This is a genomic window from Dialister sp. CAG:357 (assembly GCF_000435155.1).
GTDB lineage: Bacteria > Bacillota > Negativicutes > Veillonellales > Dialisteraceae > Dialister > Dialister hominis.
This window is the reverse complement of sequence record NZ_FR896406.1, coordinates 15,981-34,816: the sequence shown is the minus strand read 5'-3', so window position 1 is coordinate 34,816 and position 18,836 is coordinate 15,981. Positions and strand designations below refer to the sequence as shown.

Here is an 18,836-nt window from a genome sequence, read left to right as displayed (position 1 = left end):
GGGGTCAATCATAATACGGTCACGTTAACGAATACGTCCGCTTCCGGTACCAGTGTCTATGGCGGCTATGTGTTGAGCTCTGGTAGTGCACCGGCCCTTAATGCCAGCAGCAATACCGTGGAGATTTCCAATACTGCGGAGAAGGAGTATGGCGTCTCTACTGTTACGGGCGGTTATACGGGGTACGGCGATGCCAATGACAATACGGTGAAAATCACGGGGACAAAGGTTACAGACGATGATGAAATCTACCTGACCTCTGTGAGCAGCGATATTACCGGCGGGGAAACCGAGTCCGGCAATGCTGATGGCAATACGGTCACACTGGATACGATCGCTTCCTCTGGCATCGTCTACGGCGGCCGTGCAGGGAATGGCAATAACGTTGCTGAAGCTGTGCTTATGAGCGTTCTGGCTGTCTCTACAGAGGAAAGCACGGGAACGGATACCAGTACAGAAGCAGATCCCATATCCACCAGTGCCAGCAGCAACTCGGTAACGATTACGGGCAGCCAGGTCAAGGGTGTGTACGGCGGCGTGGGCCAGATCGGCTCGGCCAAGGGAAATATCGTCACCATTACGGACAGCAGCGTGGAAATGGAAGCAGTCGGCGGAGAGACGGGTTACATGGTGGGCTGGATTACGCAGCCCGGGCAGCTGAAAGATGCTGAAAACAACCAGGTCATTGTCAATGGATCAAGCACCATCGGCACCGTCGTCGGCGGCGAAGCGGCAGCAGCGAATACTTTTGATGAAAAAAATGGCGAAGTGCAGACAAGCGGCAAATCTTCCGGCAACACCGTCACCATCAATGACGGCACTGTAAAGAACAGCGTCCTTGGCGGCCACTCGGCCATGTCAGATGCCATAGGAAATACCGTCAACATCGCAGGCGGCATTATCGGCACGGAATCATCAGGCACTGGTGAAGCCGATGACAACGCCATCGCCGGCGGTTTTGCCGAAGAAGGACAGGCGAACAATAACACCGTCAACATCACAGGCGGCACCCTGGGCGCCATGATGAGCCTCTACGGCGGTTACAGCGAAAAAGGAAGCAGCGGCAACACGCTGAACCTTCATACGAAAGGAAATACCGTGAAGAATCTCGGCTATTTCCAGAACCTGAACTTCTACGTCCCGGAAGGAACAGCGGCAGGAGAAACGATGGTGACCGTCACAGGAAACGCCGACGTTTCCAAAGCAGTCATCCAGGCGGGAATTGAGAAAACGACGAAACTCGCGCCCGGACAGGCCATCAACCTCATCTATGATGCAGGCGGCATCAAGACAGACGGCACATCATACAGCATGATGAGCGGCAAAGACATCGTCAGCGACGCCGGCTTCGTCGACCGCAAGGCAGCCGTCAAAAAACAGGACGACAACACCATCGTCGTCTATGTCCCGAAAGACGAAAAAGGCACCATCCATCCGGACACCAAGATCATTCCGGAAGACCGTGAGAACGGGATCAATACCATCAAGAACGCAGGCGATCTCGTTTCCAATGCAGCAGAAGGCGCATGGAAAGAAGACCATGACGTCGATGCGAAATTCGTGCCCTATGCCATCGTAGGCGGCTACGACCTCCACTACAACACGGGCTCTTACATCGACAGCAATGGCATGGCCGCCAACGTCGGCCTCATCCGGAGAATCCGCCGCGATGGAGCCATCGACACCGTCATGCCGTTCCTCGAATACGGCAGGAGCAACTACGCCAGCTTCCTTGACGACGGAGCCAGAGGCGACGGCCGCCAGCACTACACCGGCGGAGGCGTCCTCCTGAGACGCGACCTCGATGACGGCAAGTACTACGAAGGCGCTATCAGAGCCGGCCGCCTCAAAGGCGACTTCCACGGTATCATCGACAGCACCGCCCTCCGCTACGACAGCAGCGCGCCGTACGTCGCAACCCAGGCAGGCGCAGGCAAAATCTACGCCAAAGACAGAGACACCTATGACCTCTACGGCAAATTCTTCTGGACTCACCTCGGAAGCGATACCGCCACCATCAGAAACAGCCGCGGCGAAGCGAAGTACGAATTCGACGACATCAACTCCTACCGGACAAGACTGGGCATGAGATGGACCAGAAACTTCGACAAAGTCCGCTCCCTCTACGCAGGCATCGGCTGGGACTATGAATTTGACAGCAAAGCAAGAGCTTTCTATGATGCCTACAGAACCGACACCCCGACTGTCAAAGGATCCAGCGAATTCCTCGAACTCGGCTGGAAGAGCAAAGTCACCAGCGACCACCCCTGGGGCGTAGACCTCAAAGCCACAGGCTGGACCGGAAAGCAGGAAGGCGGCACACTCTTCGCGACAGTTAGCAGAAGCTTTTAAATGAATTAACGCGTTTTACGAAAAAGGACCCGTTCTATGTGAATGAGTCCTTTTTCCGTGTCTGCTTTCTCGAGCAAAGCGAGGCTTAGCTGTCCCCGTTAGGGGAAAGTGGCGCGCATGCGCTGAAAGGGGTTCATCTCCCCGGACATAGTCCGGTTGTCTGGTTTTATCTTCTTCCGCTCAAATCTATCTTTCCGGAATTTATAACAAAACTATAAATAACTACACAAAAATGTTGTAAAATATAAATAATAACGGAATTATATAATTCCATTCTTTATATAAAAAATAAGAAGAAGTATCCGGCGTATGAGAGGGATGCTTTAAGGAAAGGAGGCGCGGTTCCGCAAGGGTGCTGCTGCGGCAGGATCCACTCAGAAGATTCTGGGAGAGCGAGTTTGCGGATGGTGGTGGAAGGCCATCCCCGCTTGCGGTTTATAAAAGGGGAGGAATATTAATGAAACAAGAACGCCGTAAAATTATGACGGCATTGATCATGTCCAGTCTCCTGAGTCTGGGCTTTTGTGGTGCGCCGGCTTATGCCGCGGTCACTGCAGAATCCAGCTCCGGGACGGTGACCGGGAATGAAGATACCGGGACGGTCAATGGAAACACATTAAACATCGTATCAGGAACCACTGTGGGAAGCGCGGTGGCTGGAAGTACGATAACAACAGTAGAATCAGGTATGACAGACAGCATTTCCACAGACAGCGTATCAGGGAATACGATTGCCGTTACAGGCGGAACAGTCAATTCTCTGGCTGCGGGCGGACTGTCGCTTAATGGGTCAGTAACCGGGAACAGCGCATCCATGGGAAATTCGGATACAGTGCAGTCCTCTGCCGCTGTCATTGCTGGCGGTATTTCCGGCGCCGGTGATGCCAATAGGAATACGCTTTCATTCAGTGGTGGCAGCGTATCAGAATTAGCCGTCGGCGGCTTTTCTGACTATGGCGGGGCCTCGGACAACAGTGTCACGATGAGTGGAGGTTCCGTCTACAAACTGGCAGGCGGCGCTTCTGTGGGAGGTGTTGCTTCCCTTGGTCAAACCTTGATTAATGATTTTAGCTCCTTAGGTTCCGGATTGAGTTACAAAGGAACCACCGGCGGATCTACAGAAAATAATAGGGTAACCATGAGCGGCGGATCGGCGACGTACGTCTGGGGTGCCTATAACTGGAATCTCACAGGAACAGAAGGAAATGTAGACGTCATCGGCAACCAGGTGACAATCAGCGATACAGCCGTGGTCAATGGGACAGGTTGTTGGAGGTGAAGCAGATGCAGGCAGTGCGGACAACAATGCGGTCATTATTAAAGGAGGCATCATTAATGGTGCTGCCTCTGGCAGTGGACCCAAAGGTATGTCTGTCATTGGTGCCAACACGAACGTGTCCGGCAGCGGTGGCGCGAATACAAATAACAGTGTAACGATTTCCGGCGGCACGTTCGGGGAAACCGCGGTAGCAGCTGGCAACCGTATTATCGGGGCGTATTCCCAGAGCAGCGATGAAAATATTTCCGGTAACAGAGTGAAGATTTCCGGCGGTACTTTCGGCCAGGAGCAAGGCAGCGCTAACTTCGTCTATGGCGCTTACGATCTGGGGCATGGCAGTACGATTTCGAAGAACTCCGTTGCTATTTCCGGCGGCACGTTGGATGCGCAGGGAGGCTATGACATTCTGATCGGCGCTTATATAGATGTAGATGGTACGAGTGATACGGCTTCAGAAAACAGTGTCAGCCTGACAGGCGGTTCTATCGGTGCTTCCGGCAGTGCTGATACTTTGCAGATCAAAGGCGCACAAATCAATGAAAACGGCACTGCCAGCGGCAACAGCGTAGAAATTAATGGAGCTGACATTGGTTCAACATCGGCCCAAGGCATCGAAGTGGAGGGCGGTATCGTAAAGACCGGTGCAGCTTCGGAGAATAAAGTGACGATTTCGTCGGGAACGTTGAATACATCATCGGCAGCAGCGTTGCAGCTCTTTGGTGGTTTTGTGCAAAGTTCCGGCGACGTGACAGGCAATGATATCAACGTTACCGGCGGCACCATCGGCAAAGACAGCGGTGCACCCTATCTGTATGGTGGTTATACCGCTTCAGGTAATGCTGCAGAAAATAAGGTCGAAGTATCAGGAGCCGCCCTGAATCCTAATGCAGTCTTTGTCGGCGCCTTTACCGGATCTGGCGATGCGTCCGGCAATACAGTATCCCTTACTGGGCAGACGGGCGGTTATGCCAGCGCAGGACAGGCCGCAAGTGGATCTGTATCAGGAAATACAGCTGCATTGGATGGCAGCACAGCGACACTCGTCTATAACGGACGTATCCAGACGGCAGGCACATCTTCAGGCAATAAGGTTACGCTTTCGAATAACAGTGCTGCTGGCGCCGCTTATGGTGGATATTCGCCCAGCGGTGACGTGAGCGAAAATACGGTCGATGTAGAAAGCGGCAGTTTTGCCAATAATGCCATTGGCGGATGGACAAATTCTGGAAATGCCACGGGGAATAAATCTATAGTCAATGATTCAAAAATCGGTTCTGATACATCAACTGCCTATGTCTTTGGCGGCTATTCGGCTTCCGGGGAAGCATCAGGCAGCAAAGTGACGGTCACGAACAGCATGCTTGGAAGCAAGACAGAAGTCTACGGCGGTTATGGCACGACAGGAAGCTCGGGCAGCAGCGTCACTTTCACGGGCAGTACGGGCGGATCGTTAATCACTGGCGGCTATACCGGAAGTGGCAGCGCCAGCAAAAATACACTCGGTGTCCAGGACAGCACAGTAAATGGAAGTATCACTGGCGGACAGACTGGTACAGGCGATGCTGCAAGTAATACAGTGAACATGAGCGGTACAAATACAACGGGAAGTGTTTACGGCGGTCATGTAACGACATCTGGTAATGCCACGGGAAATACAGTCAATTTTACAGAAGGAAGCAGTAATACATCCTTGATTTATGGCGGTTATACCTCCAAAGGCATGGCCAAAGATAATCACGTCAATATTTCCGGAACGTCGCTGAATAAACTCAAGCTTATTTACGGTGGCTATTCCAATGCGGCCGGAACTGGGGAAGATGCCGGAGCAGCCTTGAACAATACAGTATCAATTACAGACAGTGAAGAGGCAGACGGCTCTATCGCCTTGGTAAATTATACTTATCCACGCATATATGGCGGTTTCTCGAAGGCTGGCGACGCATCGGGAAATGAAGTGCTGTTCGACATGGAAGATGGGAATGTTTACCAAATATTCGGGGGCAGTACACAGTCAGCGTCAGCCAGTGCCAACAGCAATACTGTTACCATCAAATCTGGTACGATAACGGGTTTAGTGTTTGCTGGCCGTAATACAGCTGGCGGGCAGGCCAATGATAATCACCTGTATGTTCAGGGCGGTAGTCTGGAAGTCAATTCCCATATTGTGAGCGGCTATGGGACAACGGCAGGTAATAACACGTTAGAAATTTCCGGCGGCAGCTTGGGCTCTACGAAGGCTAACTATACCCTGAATATTGCTGCCGGTGAAAGTTATAAGCCCGGCGGTGTAACGGAAGGCAACCAGTTATCCATTACCGGCGGCAAGATCGGAATGGGCGAAAACGCAAAAATACATATTTTTGGTGGATATAATCATAGGGATTATGCCAACAAGCTTGCAGCCTCGGCATCGGATAATCATATCAGCATGGAAAATGGTACAATCGATTCCCACGGTGGCTCCGTATCCATGATTGCCGGCGATATGGAAAATGCAGGATCCGGCAGCAGTACTATGACAAACAATACCATCACCATTTCCGGAGGTTCCATCAATGCTGCAGAGGATGGCAGTACCGGAGGAGATATCAATATAGCAGGTGCTTATTCAGATAGTTCCGGGGCGTCCTCAAATGAAGTCAATATTTCCCGCGGCACAATCGGTACAGCCAGCGGCGTGATCTCCATTTCCGGGGCCGCTGCCTACCCGGGAGATGCATCTGGAAACAGTGTCACCATCACGGGCGGCACCATTGGCAGCACGGATGGCGTCGATCCTGAGAACCCTTCCAGTATCGTGGGCGCTTTATCCGTACCTGGCAAAGCAACGGATAATCATGTGTCCATTTCGGGCGCAAACCTGATAGGAGCTATAGAGATCTATGGCGGAGAGAGCGGCGCAGGCAGTACGGGCAACAGCGTCACCCTCGCAGGCGATGCATCAGGAAACATTTATGGCGGCCTCACAATGGGAAGCGGTGCAGCTTCAGGAAATACCATCAATCTGGAGAGCGGCCATATCAGCAGTTCACAAATTATTGCCGGTTATACGGTTAGCGGCGAAGCATCGGACAATACAGTCAATATTACCGGCGGCGTGCTGAATGGCACCGCGGCTCTCTATGGCGGCTATGGCACGTCAAGTACAGGAAATACGCTCAATGTCTATTCGAAAGGAAATACCGTCGGCGAACTGGGATATTTCCAGAAGATTTATATCGCACCTGAGGCAGAACTCACCATCGGTTCAGCAGACGCAGAGGGAGCAGAAAACACAGGCAGTTTTGCTGTCGAAAATGGCACGACTGTTGATGCAGAAGGCGCTCTGACGATTGCCGGAGATCTCTCTTCCGATGCATTGACTGTCACGGCAGGAAATGCTGCTATCGGCGGCACGGTTTCCTCCACGAATGGATCGACCGTTTCCTTAGGCGGCAATGATCTCGCTCTGACGACGGCCAATGTGGACAACACCAGTACTCTGACTCTGACGAGCGGCAAGCTGACGGCAGAAAAACTCTCCGATTCTATCACGGGCGGCGGCAAGCTTACTCTGGATGGTACGGCTACACTTGCTACGACAGCAGGCCAGGTATTTACCGATGGGGATACCACAGAAACGACAGCCGGGGACAACGGTCTGACCGAGACCACGGCGGATTCCGTCAATTTCAAGGCAGGCACGCTCTCCCTCTCGGATGATTACAGCTATACATACCTTACAAATATCCAGAAGACCATGGATGCGCTGGAAGATTCCACGACCAGTATCGTCATGACGGGCAACCTCGTGGATACCACGGGCATCAGCAACACGCTCACGACAGAAGGCAGCAACATTTCCATTGGCGCTCCTTCCTCGGAAGACAACACGACATCGCTGGACCGCGGATTCAATGTCGCCGCCCTTGATATGGGCGGTGCGGATACGGTATCCGTAGCCGGCGGTCAGAATCTGACACTGGGCGACAGTGAAACGACGGATGTCATTACAACCGACAGCGGCACGGCTTCAGTTAATCTGGCGGAAGGGTCTACCTTTACGATTGGCAACAGCGCTGTTGCAGAAAATCAGACACTGAACGTCGCTGCTGATGTGACTGCGGAAAACAGTACTATCGCAGCGAATGGACAGACGACTGTCACGGGTGATGTCGCTTTGACCGACTCTGCCCTCACATCCCAGACCGGTACGCTGACTCTGGAGCAGAACCTGACGACAAGCGGAACATCCGTCGTCACTGGTGATGTTACTGTCGCCAAAGCCATCACCGGTGATTCCAGCATCATACTGAAACTGGGAAATGAAGAGGAATCTGTTAATCTCAGCGCAAGAAGCATCAACCTGAATGGCGGTACGCTCTACCTCGATCCGGTCTGGATAGGCGGGACGCAAGAGGACGGCGCAGAAGCCGCTGCAGGTTCTATTTCCGGATCCAAAGTCGTCATAGGAAACAACTCTACGCTGACGGTTGGCTCCACCGACAAGACCCTTGCTGAAAAGGCATTTACGGACAGCGGACTTACCTGGAGTGACACGGATATCCTCTCTGCCCTTTATGTTGCAACGAGCGCCAGCCTCTCCGATGGCAGGGTTGTCATCGACAGTTCGGCCAATGCGGACAGTGCGGCAGCGATTGGCACATTCAAGATGGGAAAGAATTCCCTCCTGATGATTGACGGAAATAAAGTATCCGGAAGCCAGGCGGCAGCCATTACGGATGTAAGCACTACCGATATTTCCCCTTCCGCAAAGATTTACATTTCAAATGCCAAGGGCAATACCACATACAACATCCTCTCCGGCACGAACGACAAAGATGGAAACGGCCTCTTTGCAGAAGCCAGGGCAGCCGTAAACAGCAATGTCTTCTCGTACGGACATCTGCTTGAATTCGTTGGCGCTGAAGGAAATGGGGAAACACAGTTCTCCGTCACCGCTGAATCCCAGGACGCGCATGATGTATACGGCGATAAAGTCATTGCACCCAATACCATCAATGCTGCTATAGATAGCGGCGGTGCTGCATCTGCCTTTGCTCTCGCGGCTTCTGACGACAATTTGACCGAAGAAGCACAGGAAAGCGCATTTAACAGCGCATCAGCCCTGACTGAACTTGCCGGCGTACAGCATGGACTCTATGCGGCAAACAACCTCTTCGACAGCTCTCTCACATCCCACCTGACCGGCCTTTACACAGAAGATCAGGATAAGGATCTCTGGGCTCATTTCATCCACTCCAAGGAAAATGTCCGCGGTCTCGGTCTGGCCAATATGGGCGCTTCCTATGATGCACAGTTCAATGGCGTTGTCGTCGGCAGTGACTTCTACAAGAAGGGAAATGCGACAGTCGGCGCAGCCCTGACGTACATGGATGGAAGCTTCTCTGGAAATACCGAAGCAGCGCACACCAAGAACGACGTCGACTACTACGGCCTTGCTCTCTATGGCAGAGTCGAACAGGGACCGATGACATACCTCGGCGACATCTCCTACCTCCATGGAAGCAACGACCTCAAGCAGCATAACAGCGGCAGCACCATCACTGGTTCCACTGACAGTGATGCATACAGCATCGGCGTCAGAGCCGAAAGAGGCATCGGCCTTGGCATGGGCACTCTGACCCCGTTCGCAGGCCTCCGCTACGCACACCTTGGCACGGATGCCTACACCGACAGTATCGGCGTCCGTCATGACAGCGATGATGCTAACGTCTGGATGTTCCCGCTCGGTCTCCGCTACAGCGCAGACATCAAGAACGGCATCTGGACCATCCGCCCGATGGCAGAAGCAGGCTACGTATGGACATTCGGCGACCGCGACGGCACTGACAAAGTAAGCTTGGGCGGTGCAAGCGACGCCTTCGGCTTCGACATCGCCGACGCAGGCAGCTGGTATGGCAGACTTGGCGTACAGGCAGCCAAAGGAAACTTCACCTACGGAGTCGCCTACCAGTACCAGCACGGCACCAGCGTACAGAGCAACACCTGGACCGCAGCCGTCAGATACCACTTCTGATAGGGAAATTATGTAGGAAATAGGGAAAACTCCACTCACCATTTTCTGATGAGTGGAGTTTTTGCGTGGGATAGGAGAGGAGGGCCGTAGGCCGGTCTTGACCTTGCTCCGGGAGGAGAAGGTGGGAAATTTTTGCTTTCTAAAATTTCTCGGATGAGTTGAATTTCCCAGCCTGCAAGGCGGCTGTATGGTTTTAAAACCACAAAACCAGCCTTCGGCTGAAGGAGATGAACCCCTTTCGTCGCCTGACGGCGCCACTTTCCCCTGACGGGGACAGCTAACCACACTTCTTTCCTAATATCCCTCAGCTCTCCTCCTATAGAAATCCGTCCATATTTATTACGAGAAAAATCATACTTAGTTTATTTTTGAATTTTTATTGTTGCAGGCGTTATCATAAGATTTTATTATAAAAGCTTCGCATATCAATTATTTTTATACCGGTCAATTTCGACGCGGTCTGGTTCGGCCAAATTTCTTCGCCCGGGACGCATTTATTTTTTAAAATGTGAAATTTTCCGATATATTGCTGAATAGCTTCCCTTTTGGGCCTTTGGCGATTTCCATCCTAACAAAATGAGTTTATAAACTCACCAAAAGATAGATATGAGGCATGCCTGCGTTTATAGTTTCGTGTGATTTGATTTTTAGAAAAACGTTTTCCATGGTACAATCAAGAAAAATCCGCTTTCTGGCGGGGAAGGATGTGGAGCATGGAAGGAATGAATGAGCGTTTGAAGGCTGCGGCAGCAAAGCTTCTCTTGACGGAGGATTGTTTTTACTTGTATGACGAAGCAGGGATCCGGTCCCGCGCTAGGGCTCTTACGAGGTCTTTTCCTTCGGCGAAAATCCTGTATTCTCTGAAGGCGAATCCTTTCCTTTCTGTGGCACGTGTGATGAAAGAAGAAGGTTTCGGCGCGGATGCGGCAAGCGCAGCCGAGGTGCGCCTGGCAGTTTCTCTTGGGATGATGAAAGAGGAGATCCAGTACTCGGCGCCGGGAAAGCGTGCAAAGGACATCCGGGAGACGCTGGAGCTCGCGACGCTTGTCGCTGACAGCGCGGGCGAGATTGCGCGGATCGAAGAAGCGGCTAAGGAAAAGGGGATCCATGTTTCGATCGGCCTCCGCATTCATCCTTCCTTCGGTTTTGCAGGAGGCAGGGGCGAGCCGTCGAAGTTCGGAATCGATGAGGAAGAGGCGATTACCCTCTTGAATGACTGGCATTTTCCCCATTTGTCCCCGGCGGGCATCCATGTCCATCTGAAGAGCCAGGAGCTCTCCGAAGAAGCACTGGCGCTCTATTATGAGAACGTCCTTCTCATGGCGGAACGTCTTGGACGGACGGAGGCGATGGAGCTTTCGTTCGTGAACCTGGGCTCGGGGATCGGGATTCCGATGGATCCGGAGGACGAGGAAATGGACCTGGCGCTTCTTGAGAAAGCCTTCGCTGCGCTTGCCGGGCCCTTCCATGACCGTTTCCCGAAGGCGCGCCTGTTCCTTGAGAGCGGCCGGTATGCGCCCGGGCCTTCGGGTTTCTATGTGACGAAGGCGCTCGACAGGAAGGTGTCGGAGGGGAAAGTCTTCCTCATCACGGCGGGTACGATGCATGGTTTCCTTCGCCCGGCACTGGCGCGTCTTGTCGAAAAGTACGATGAGACCGGCCATCCGGCACTCTGCGAGCCGCTTTTCTCGGGCGCGCGGGCATTTCCCATTTCCACTTTGAGGGAAGGAAATCCGGAGACGGTCACGATCACGGGCAACCTCTGCACGGCGGCGGACATCATCGCAGAAGACATCACGCTCCCGCGCCTTGCCGAAGGGGACGGCATCGTCATCGGCAATGCGGGCGCGTATGCGGCGACGCTTTCGCCCTTTGCCTTCTCCTCACTGGAGCGGCCGAAGGAATTTCTTCTGAAGGAAACGTGAGACCTAGAGGGAGTATAAATTTCTTGAATGGAAGGGCGGAGAAATCCGCTCTTTTTCAATGGCCAGACAGGCCTTTTCGTGCCAAATCTTCTTTTATGGCGGACTTTTTACGGTATATAATAAAGAAAAAATTTCCCATGGTAAACGTCCCCGATGGAGACCGGCAGGCTTTTCGCCGGGAGGGGAGCGGGAGGGATGAAAATGAGCGAAGATGAACAGATAGAAATCAAGGTGAGAGACCCGGATTTCCGGGAAATGATTTATCGTACTTGTTTCATGACGATCAATGGCGCTGTCTTCTCTGCGCTGATGGAAGCGGGCCTGCGGGGGCTCTTTCCGGGCGAAGATGAGAATGGCGTCATCGTTTACGGCTACATCGACCCGGTGAAGGGAATCTGTTTTGAAATTCTGGGCGGAGGGCGCGAGCAGAACGGCATGGTCTCCGTCCTTTCCGCGCTGCAGGAAACGTCGGCTTCCGTGACGAAGGAAAGCGTCAATGACTGCCGGATCATCCCCTTTGCCGGAGAGAAGATTCCTGCCTTCCAAAAGAAAATGGAAACGATCCGCGCCATGTACGCCTGCCCGCGGGACCTCGCGAAGGTCCGTGAAATGGACATCATCGACGAATGGCGCCATGCGGACATTCCCGACCGCGTCCTCGTCTACCTCATGAGAGACGGCGAGCTGCCCGAACCCTGCTGGGTTCTGACGACAGGCCTGAACGGCCGCAAGATCAAAGGCCGCCTTCTTCGCGACCCCAGAGGCGACTTCGGCGTCCGCGGCGGCGATGATATTGAATTTTCCATCCATAGGGAGGACGGAGACGTCATCTGTGTGGCACAGCTTTAGGAGGAAACATGAAGAAAAGAAAAATCGGAAATCTGACCGTCTCGGAAATAGGGATGGGGTGCATGGGATTCTCCCACGGCTATGGGAAAGTGCCGGAAACATCGTACAGCATCGCTGCCATCCGCGCAGCACATGACTACGGCTGTGCCTTCTTCGATACCGCTGAAACGTACGGCAGGGAACAGTTCTACCGGGGCCACAACGAAGAAATCGTCGGCCGCGCTGTCGAAGGATTCAGGAAGGACATCGTCCTTGCGACGAAGCTCCATATTTCCACAGAGGAATACGATCCAGAAGGGGACATCTACAACGTCCTTCTCCGCCACCTGACCGCATCCATGAGACGCCTCCGCACCGATTACGTCGACCTCTACTATCTACATCGCTTCAACGAAGCCATTCCGATCGAGAAAATCGCAGAAAGCATGGGCCGTCTGATCAGGGAAGGAAAAATCCGCGGCTGGGGCCTCTCCCAGGTCGATGTTTCCATCCTTTCCAAAGCCCATGAAATCACGCCCGTCACCGCCGTGCAGAACCTGTACTCCATGGTCGAAAGAGACTGCGAAAAGGAAATCTTCCCGTACTGCATCGAGCATCACATCGGCGTCGTGCCCTTCTCGCCCCTCGCCAGCGGCCTCCTCTCCGGCAAAGTCACCGCCGAAACCAAATTCGGCACTGACGACGTCAGAAAATTCGTCCCGCAGCGCTCCAAAGAAAACCTCGAAGGCAACCGCCCGATCGTAGAACTCCTCGAAGAATTCGCCAAAGTGAAAAAAGCCACGCCCGCGCAGATTTCCCTCGCATGGATGCTCTATAAATACCCCAACGTCGTCCCGATCCCGGGATCCAAGAACAAAGAAAGAATCCTCGAAAACCTCAAAGCCTCCGAAGTCACCCTCACCAAGACCGAATTCGCTCGCCTTGAAGAAGCCCTTGGCACCATGGAAATCCACGGCCACAGAGGCATCAACGAATCCCAGCAGCACTCCTTCTCCAGCCACTGGATGAAGAAATAGGGGCTTGATCTCGCTGCGTTCGAGGAACCTTTTATAAAAACCAATGAATACTGCACCCCTTTCTCCGGCAACTTTAGAAAATGCATTTTATAAAAAACCATAAAACCAGCCTAGAGGCTGAAGAAATGCAACTCATCCGCCCGACATCAGAATTTAAGGTCGGGCACCTTCCCTTCCAGGGCAAGGTCAAAGGCATTCTTCCCCGCTGGGGCAGGTCAAAACCTTCCGTATCGTCGCGAACGGCTATGTAACTGCGATGTACTGAGTCTTGATTTTTCCGAGTATTTTGCCCTCGCTAGAGAGAAATCAGCAAATTTCTCTCCATCCAACACAAAAACGCCTTGAAAATGACTGATCATTTTCAAGGCGTTTCTTTATTCGCTTAATTATAAATCCTTATGGATGAAGTGTTTCTTTCCGCTGGCGTAGTCGCCTACGATGTCTCCGTGGCCGAAGAGTTTGTACTTGTAGGAGAGGAGGCCTTCGAGGCCTACGGGGCCTCTGGCGTGGATTTTGGAGGTGGAGATGCCTACTTCGGCGCCGAAGCCGTAGCGGAAGCCGTCGGCGAAGCGGGTGCTTGCGTTCTGGTAGACGTTGGCGCTGTCGACCAGGGTCATGAATTTCTCGGCTGTTTCTGCGTTCTGGGTGAGGATGCAGTCGGTGTGGTGGGAGCCGTAGGTATTGATGTGATTGATGGCTTCATAGACACCGCCTACGATCTTCAGGGCGATGATGAGGTCGACGTATTCATGATGGAAGGATTCGCTTTCCGGGATGATCTCCACGGGAGTGATTTCGTTGACTTCTTCTGTGCCCCTCAGTTTCACGCCGGCGTCCTTCAGTGCTTTGGCAAGGTCCGGAAGGAGGTCTTTGGCGACGTCCCTGTGGATCAGGACGGTCTCGACGGCGTTGCAGGCTGCCGGGTACTGTGTCTTGGCATCGACGATGAGGGGAATCGCAGTTTCCTTGTCATATTCCTTATCGACGTAGATGTGGCAGACGCCGTCGGCATGGCCGAGGACGGGGATGTTCGTATGGTTCATGATGTACTGGACGAATGCGTTCGAGCCTCTTGGAATCAGGAGGTCGACGGTGTCGTGGCATTCGAGAAGTTCGTCGATTTCATTGTGCTGCTCTGCCTGGAGGAGGCAGTTTTCCGGAAGGCCTGCGTCGATGGCTGCCTGATGGATGAGGGAGAAAAGGACGCGGTTCGTCCACGTCGTTTCCTTGCCGCCTTTCAGGATGGCGCAGTTGCCGCTCTTCAGGCACAGGGAGGAAATCTGGACGAGGGCATCGGGGCGTGCTTCGAAGATGACGCCGATGACGCCGATCGGGCAGGTGACGCGGTAGAGCGTGAGGCCCTGGTCGAGTTCGCGGGCAAGGGTGATATTGCGGAGCGGATCCGGAAGCGCCATGAGGCCTGTGAGTTCTTCGGTGACGTCAGAAAGCTTCGCTTCGTCGAATTTGAGGCGTCTCTTGACCGGAGCCGGGACGCCTGTTTCCTCGGCAAGGGCCAGGTCTTTTCTATTGGCTTCGAAGATTTCTTCTTTATGCGCATTCAAAGATTCGCGGATGAGGGCGAGCGCCTTGTTTCTCGTTTCAAGAGATGAAGCGGAGAGAAGGGGCGATGCGAGTTTCATTTTCAGTGTTTCGTCATGGATATTCATAGCGGGCCTCCTTTGGCAGGAATGTACCCTCATTGTAGTCGGACAGGGCGGGGCGCGTCAAGGCAATCCTTATCGGGCGGGGCGGATTGTGCTATGATGAAGCAAAGGAGGGGAGCCTATGTTCAGGAAATTGAAGCAGTACCGGAAAGAACGGAAATGGGCGATGTACGCCGCCGTTCTTTTCAGTGTGCTCGTTTCACTCTTCCTCGTCGTGCTGCTCCTCTTCAAAATGGCGAGCCTCGGCGCGGCCGGAATCTTCAATTATGCCGTATCGAAGCAGAAAATGCTGCGCGGGACGATCACGGTCGAGGAAATCACAGCGAATATCCATGGCGGCGTGACGTTCACGAACCTTGCCTGGGATGATCCGCAGGGAAATCCGATCCTCCGTGTGCCGACAGGGACGCTGAAGGTCAATCCATGGGACATCGTGACCCGGAGAATGAAATCGACCACGCTGGAAGGCATCACGCTGAACGATCCGGTCTTCTCCGTCCGCTACGATGAGAATATGCAGGTCGACTTCGTCAATCCAAAGGAAATCGAAGATAATTCCGAAGACGGCAAGGCGAACTTCAACAGGAACGGCAAGCGCCTCAAAATGAATTTCGTCCTGAACAATGCAAAGATTCAGACCTTCTACCTGGAACGCCATCATATTTTCAATCACGTGAATATGGAAATGGACCTCGACACGAAGGGCATGACATACATTTCCCTGACGACCGGACCCTTCGGAGGCACGGCTGTCGGCGACGGCGTAAAACTCTACGGCACCGTGGACTTTTCGAAACCCGATCAGGAATGCCACTTCGATGCAGAATTCGACGGCATCGATCCTTCCTCCCTGGGCCTTGGGACAAGCATCCGCGACCGCCTGACTCTGAAAGCCCATGCCGACGGACCCTTTGCAGGGCCAATAGCAGACGGGACACTGGAAATGAAACGCCTCCGCATCCCTGCGCTGCGCTTCCATGACGTGCACGGCGACATCCACTACGAAGGCGGACTCCTGACCTTCTCCAATGTCAAAGCAGGCGTCTACGGAGGAAGACTCCTCGCCCGCGGCGACTACGACATCGATTCCCGTGCCTACAATATCTACATCAATGCCTGGGACATGGACACCAGGTACCCGCTGAAGAGTGATAAATTCTACTGCCTCGTCGACCTCGTCGGTGAAATGCACTGCGACGGCAACCCGGCAGACCTCGACTCCTTCGGCACCTTCCAGTCCGGAAGCGGCTTCTACATGCTCGCTCCCTTCGAAAAGATCACAGGCCGCTTCGATAACAAGGGCCACACCCTTGCCTTCTATGACGTCAAACTGTACACGAAACTGGGCATCGCAGAAACCGACGCCTTCAGCATCGTCAAAGGCCGCCTCCACCTGGGCGAAATCCGCCTCGTCGACCCCGACACCGGAGAAGCCATGCGCATCACCGACGCCGTAGGAGAGCAGGAAGCCGTCAAAACCTTCAGGGGCATCCAGCAAAACATGAAAGAAATCAAAGAACAAGTCGACGACTTCAAAGATGCGCTGAAGAAATAGGGGGCCGGTTTTGACCTTGCCCTGGAAGGGAAGGTGGCAGCGGAGCTGACGGATGAGTTGCATTTCCTAGCCTGTAAGGCGGCTGTATGGTTTTAAAAACATACGACCTCGCTATGCTAGAGAAAATAAGCAGTGAACCCCTTTCGACCATTATGAAAATTCTACAATCATTTCTGTGATTTCACGTGCAATCATTTGTATAATGGCCACTTCCCCCCGAAGGAGACAGCTTCCTGAGGAATAAAAGAAAGAGCGCAACTCTTATTTGTTTGAAACCTTATGTAACCCCATCCCTGCCATACTCCTTCCCCTAACGGGGACAGCTAAGCCACGCCCCGCCCCAACTCCCCACGCAAAAAAAGACATCCCATTTCCGGAGATGTCCTTTTTCTTATTCTTTTCCTTATTAAAATCCTTTGGAGCGGAGTCTCTTTTCCCACCAGTTGAAGAAGAGGGTGAGGAGGATGGCTACGGCCCAGTAGGCTATGGTGTCGGCGATGTAGGGTTCGGTTCTTCTGTTGTAGAGAGCAGAGAAGATGTCGGCTTTGGCGAACATGTCGACGACTTTGACGGTGAATACCAGGGCGAGGAGTTTGATGGTCTTCAGGTAGTAGGTGAAGAAGGCCGGCATGGCTACGACGAAGGCCTGGGGGAGGACGATGCGGGTGAAGGCGCGGAATGGGGTCATGCCCATGGCGACGGCTGCTTCGTACTGCCCGTGGTCGACGGAGCGGAGCGCTCCTCTGAGGTTTTCAGACTGGTAGACGGTGTTGTAAAGGATGAATGTGGTGTAAACGGTCCAGTAGGGGCTGACGTCGAAGGGTTTCACGGTGTGGCCCAGGATAGACGTGAAGAGGGGCGCGAGGAGGTAGGGCAGCGAGTAGTAGACGATGAAAAGCTGCACGATGCTCGGTACGCCTCTGAAGAAGGAAATGAAAACGGTGAGGAAACCGTTCACGATGACGTTCTTGCTGCGGATGCGGATGAGTGCAATCACGGAGCCCAGAAGGATGCCGAAGAAAAGGCTGACGAATGCCATGAAGAGGGTATTCGGGATGGCTTCGGCGATGAAGAGGAGGGCGGTCGGTATGACAGCAAAGTCTATCATTATGTGGTCCTCCTTCCTTTATCGGTCATGCGCTGTGTCGCATGGAATACCATTTCCACGAAGATGACGAGCACCCAGTAGATGAGGGCGACGGCGCAGTAGGTTTCAAGTTTTCCCTGGCCATAGTTGGCGTTGATGATGTTGCCGGCGCGGCCCATGAGGTCGATGACGCCGATGAAGTACATGACGGAGGTATCCTTCATGATGTTGATGGCTTCGCTGACGAGGTTCGGAAGGGCTACAGGAAATGCCTGCGGCGCTACGATGCGGAAGACTCTGTGGAAGGGCGAAAGGCCGAATACGACGGCGGCTTCGCTCTGCCCCTTGTCTACGGAAAGGTAGGCAGGACGGATGATTTCCGAAATAACCGGTGAATAGTGGAATGTCAGCGCGATGAGGACGTACGCTGTCAGAGGCCAGCCGTCAGGGCTGATGCCAAGTCCGCGGACGATGACCGGCAGGACGAAGTAGACGAGGTAGAGGTCCAGGATGAATGGCATGCTTCTGTTGTAGGAGAGCCAGATTTCGCAGAACTGATGAAGGACGGGAATCCTTGCGATGCGGATGACGGCGATGATCATCCCTACGATAAGGCAGAGGAGGATCGAGCCGACGATGACTTCCGCCGTGTAGGGGATGGCCGTCGCGAGCCTCGGGAAAAGTCCGAGGAAGTAATCAAAATTAAAAGTTAACATAGAGAAGACCTCTTTCTAACGAATGAGCGGGAAACGAAAATCAGTGTTCGTCTCTCTTGAGCATTCGCTGGAGGAACTGCTGGGTCTTTTCTTCCTTCGGGTGGGTGAAGAGGTCTTCCGGAGTGCCTTCTTCGACGACGAGGCCGTCGGACATGAAGACGACTTTGGAGGAGACTTCGCGCGCGAAGTGCATTTCGTGGGTGACGATGATCATCGTGATGCCAAGGGTAGCAACTTCAGCGATGGTGTCGAGGACTTCGCCGACGAGTTCCGGATCGAGGGCTGATGTCGGTTCGTCGAAGAGGATGACGTCAGGACGTGGAGCGAGGGCGCGAGCGATGCCGACGCGCTGCTGCATGCCGCCGGAGAGTTCA

Annotated in this window: 11 protein-coding genes; 7 read left to right on the top strand and 4 right to left on the bottom strand. The window is 53.5% G+C overall.

Features of this window, described 5'->3' with window-relative positions; genetic code table 11:
- From M3200_RS03700 to M3200_RS03675, 6 genes are all read left to right on the top strand, one after another.
- Positions 1 to 2,352, top strand: a 2,352-nt coding sequence (locus M3200_RS03700; RefSeq protein ID WP_288178123.1) for an autotransporter outer membrane beta-barrel domain-containing protein, incomplete at its 5' end; no start/stop codon positions are given.
- A gap of 457 nt (positions 2,353 to 2,809) precedes the next feature.
- The gene (locus tag M3200_RS03695) at positions 2,810 to 3,631 is read left to right on the top strand and encodes a hypothetical protein (protein WP_022382190.1); all 822 of its coding nucleotides are present in this window, start codon (positions 2,810 to 2,812) and stop codon (positions 3,629 to 3,631) included.
- The gene (locus M3200_RS03690) at positions 3,609 to 9,650 is read left to right on the top strand and encodes an autotransporter domain-containing protein (protein ID WP_022382189.1); all 6,042 of its coding nucleotides are present in this window, start codon (positions 3,609 to 3,611) and stop codon (positions 9,648 to 9,650) included. Before M3200_RS03695 ends, M3200_RS03690 begins: the two co-directional genes overlap by 23 nt.
- 704 nt (positions 9,651 to 10,354) lie before the next feature.
- Positions 10,355 to 11,575 (top strand): type III PLP-dependent enzyme domain-containing protein, encoded by a 1,221-nt coding sequence (locus M3200_RS03685; protein ID WP_108850297.1) that lies wholly within the window; start codon positions 10,355 to 10,357, stop codon positions 11,573 to 11,575.
- Between the two features lie 201 nt (positions 11,576 to 11,776).
- Positions 11,777 to 12,424 (top strand): hypothetical protein, encoded by a 648-nt coding sequence (locus M3200_RS03680; protein WP_022382187.1) that lies wholly within the window; start codon positions 11,777 to 11,779, stop codon positions 12,422 to 12,424.
- An 8-nt stretch (positions 12,425 to 12,432) separates the two neighbouring features.
- Positions 12,433 to 13,440, top strand: coding sequence for an aldo/keto reductase (locus M3200_RS03675; protein WP_022382186.1), 1,008 nt, complete (start codon positions 12,433 to 12,435; stop codon positions 13,438 to 13,440).
- A 386-nt stretch (positions 13,441 to 13,826) separates the two neighbouring features.
- Here the strand turns inward: M3200_RS03675 and M3200_RS03670 are convergent, their stop codons facing one another.
- Positions 13,827 to 15,107, bottom strand: a complete 1,281-nt coding sequence (locus M3200_RS03670) for a glutamate-5-semialdehyde dehydrogenase (protein WP_022382185.1) — start codon at positions 15,105 to 15,107, stop codon at positions 13,827 to 13,829.
- Positions 15,108 to 15,225: 118 nt separating this feature from the next.
- Between M3200_RS03670 and M3200_RS03665 the strand changes: the two genes are divergently transcribed.
- Positions 15,226 to 16,659, top strand: coding sequence for a translocation/assembly module TamB domain-containing protein (locus M3200_RS03665; RefSeq protein WP_022382184.1), 1,434 nt, complete (start codon positions 15,226 to 15,228; stop codon positions 16,657 to 16,659).
- Between the two features lie 406 nt (positions 16,660 to 17,065).
- Here the strand turns inward: M3200_RS03665 and M3200_RS03660 are convergent, their stop codons facing one another.
- From M3200_RS03660 to M3200_RS03650, 3 genes are all read right to left on the bottom strand, one after another.
- A complete protein-coding gene (locus M3200_RS03660) occupies positions 17,066 to 17,767 on the bottom strand; it encodes an amino acid ABC transporter permease (protein WP_022382183.1) in 702 nt (233 codons plus the stop codon).
- The gene (locus tag M3200_RS03655) at positions 17,767 to 18,462 is read right to left on the bottom strand and encodes an amino acid ABC transporter permease (RefSeq protein ID WP_022382182.1); all 696 of its coding nucleotides are present in this window, start codon (positions 18,460 to 18,462) and stop codon (positions 17,767 to 17,769) included. The genes M3200_RS03660 and M3200_RS03655 overlap by 1 nt, the downstream gene beginning before the upstream one ends.
- Positions 18,463 to 18,502: 40 nt before the next feature.
- Positions 18,503 to 18,836, bottom strand: a 334-nt coding sequence (locus tag M3200_RS03650) for an ATP-binding cassette domain-containing protein (protein ID WP_288178122.1), incomplete at its 5' end; no start/stop codon positions are given.

What these genes read in the sequence shown, in the direction of transcription:
- M3200_RS03685 (WP_108850297.1), top strand. Translation starts at nt 10,355, where the DNA reads ATGTGGAGCATGGAAGGAATGAATGAGCGTTTGAAGGCTGCGGCAGCA.
- M3200_RS03680 (WP_022382187.1), top strand. Translation starts at nt 11,777, where the DNA reads ATGAGCGAAGATGAACAGATAGAAATCAAGGTGAGAGACCCGGATTTC.
- M3200_RS03695 (WP_022382190.1), top strand. Translation starts at nt 2,810, where the DNA reads ATGAAACAAGAACGCCGTAAAATTATGACGGCATTGATCATGTCCAGT.
- M3200_RS03665 (WP_022382184.1), top strand. Translation starts at nt 15,226, where the DNA reads ATGTTCAGGAAATTGAAGCAGTACCGGAAAGAACGGAAATGGGCGATG.
- M3200_RS03660 (WP_022382183.1), bottom strand. Translation starts at nt 17,767, where the DNA reads ATGATAGACTTTGCTGTCATACCGACCGCCCTCCTCTTCATCGCCGAA.
- M3200_RS03690 (WP_022382189.1), top strand. Translation starts at nt 3,609, where the DNA reads ATGGGACAGGTTGTTGGAGGTGAAGCAGATGCAGGCAGTGCGGACAAC.
- M3200_RS03670 (WP_022382185.1), bottom strand. Translation starts at nt 15,107, where the DNA reads ATGAATATCCATGACGAAACACTGAAAATGAAACTCGCATCGCCCCTT.
- M3200_RS03675 (WP_022382186.1), top strand. Translation starts at nt 12,433, where the DNA reads ATGAAGAAAAGAAAAATCGGAAATCTGACCGTCTCGGAAATAGGGATG.
- M3200_RS03655 (WP_022382182.1), bottom strand. Translation starts at nt 18,462, where the DNA reads ATGTTAACTTTTAATTTTGATTACTTCCTCGGACTTTTCCCGAGGCTC.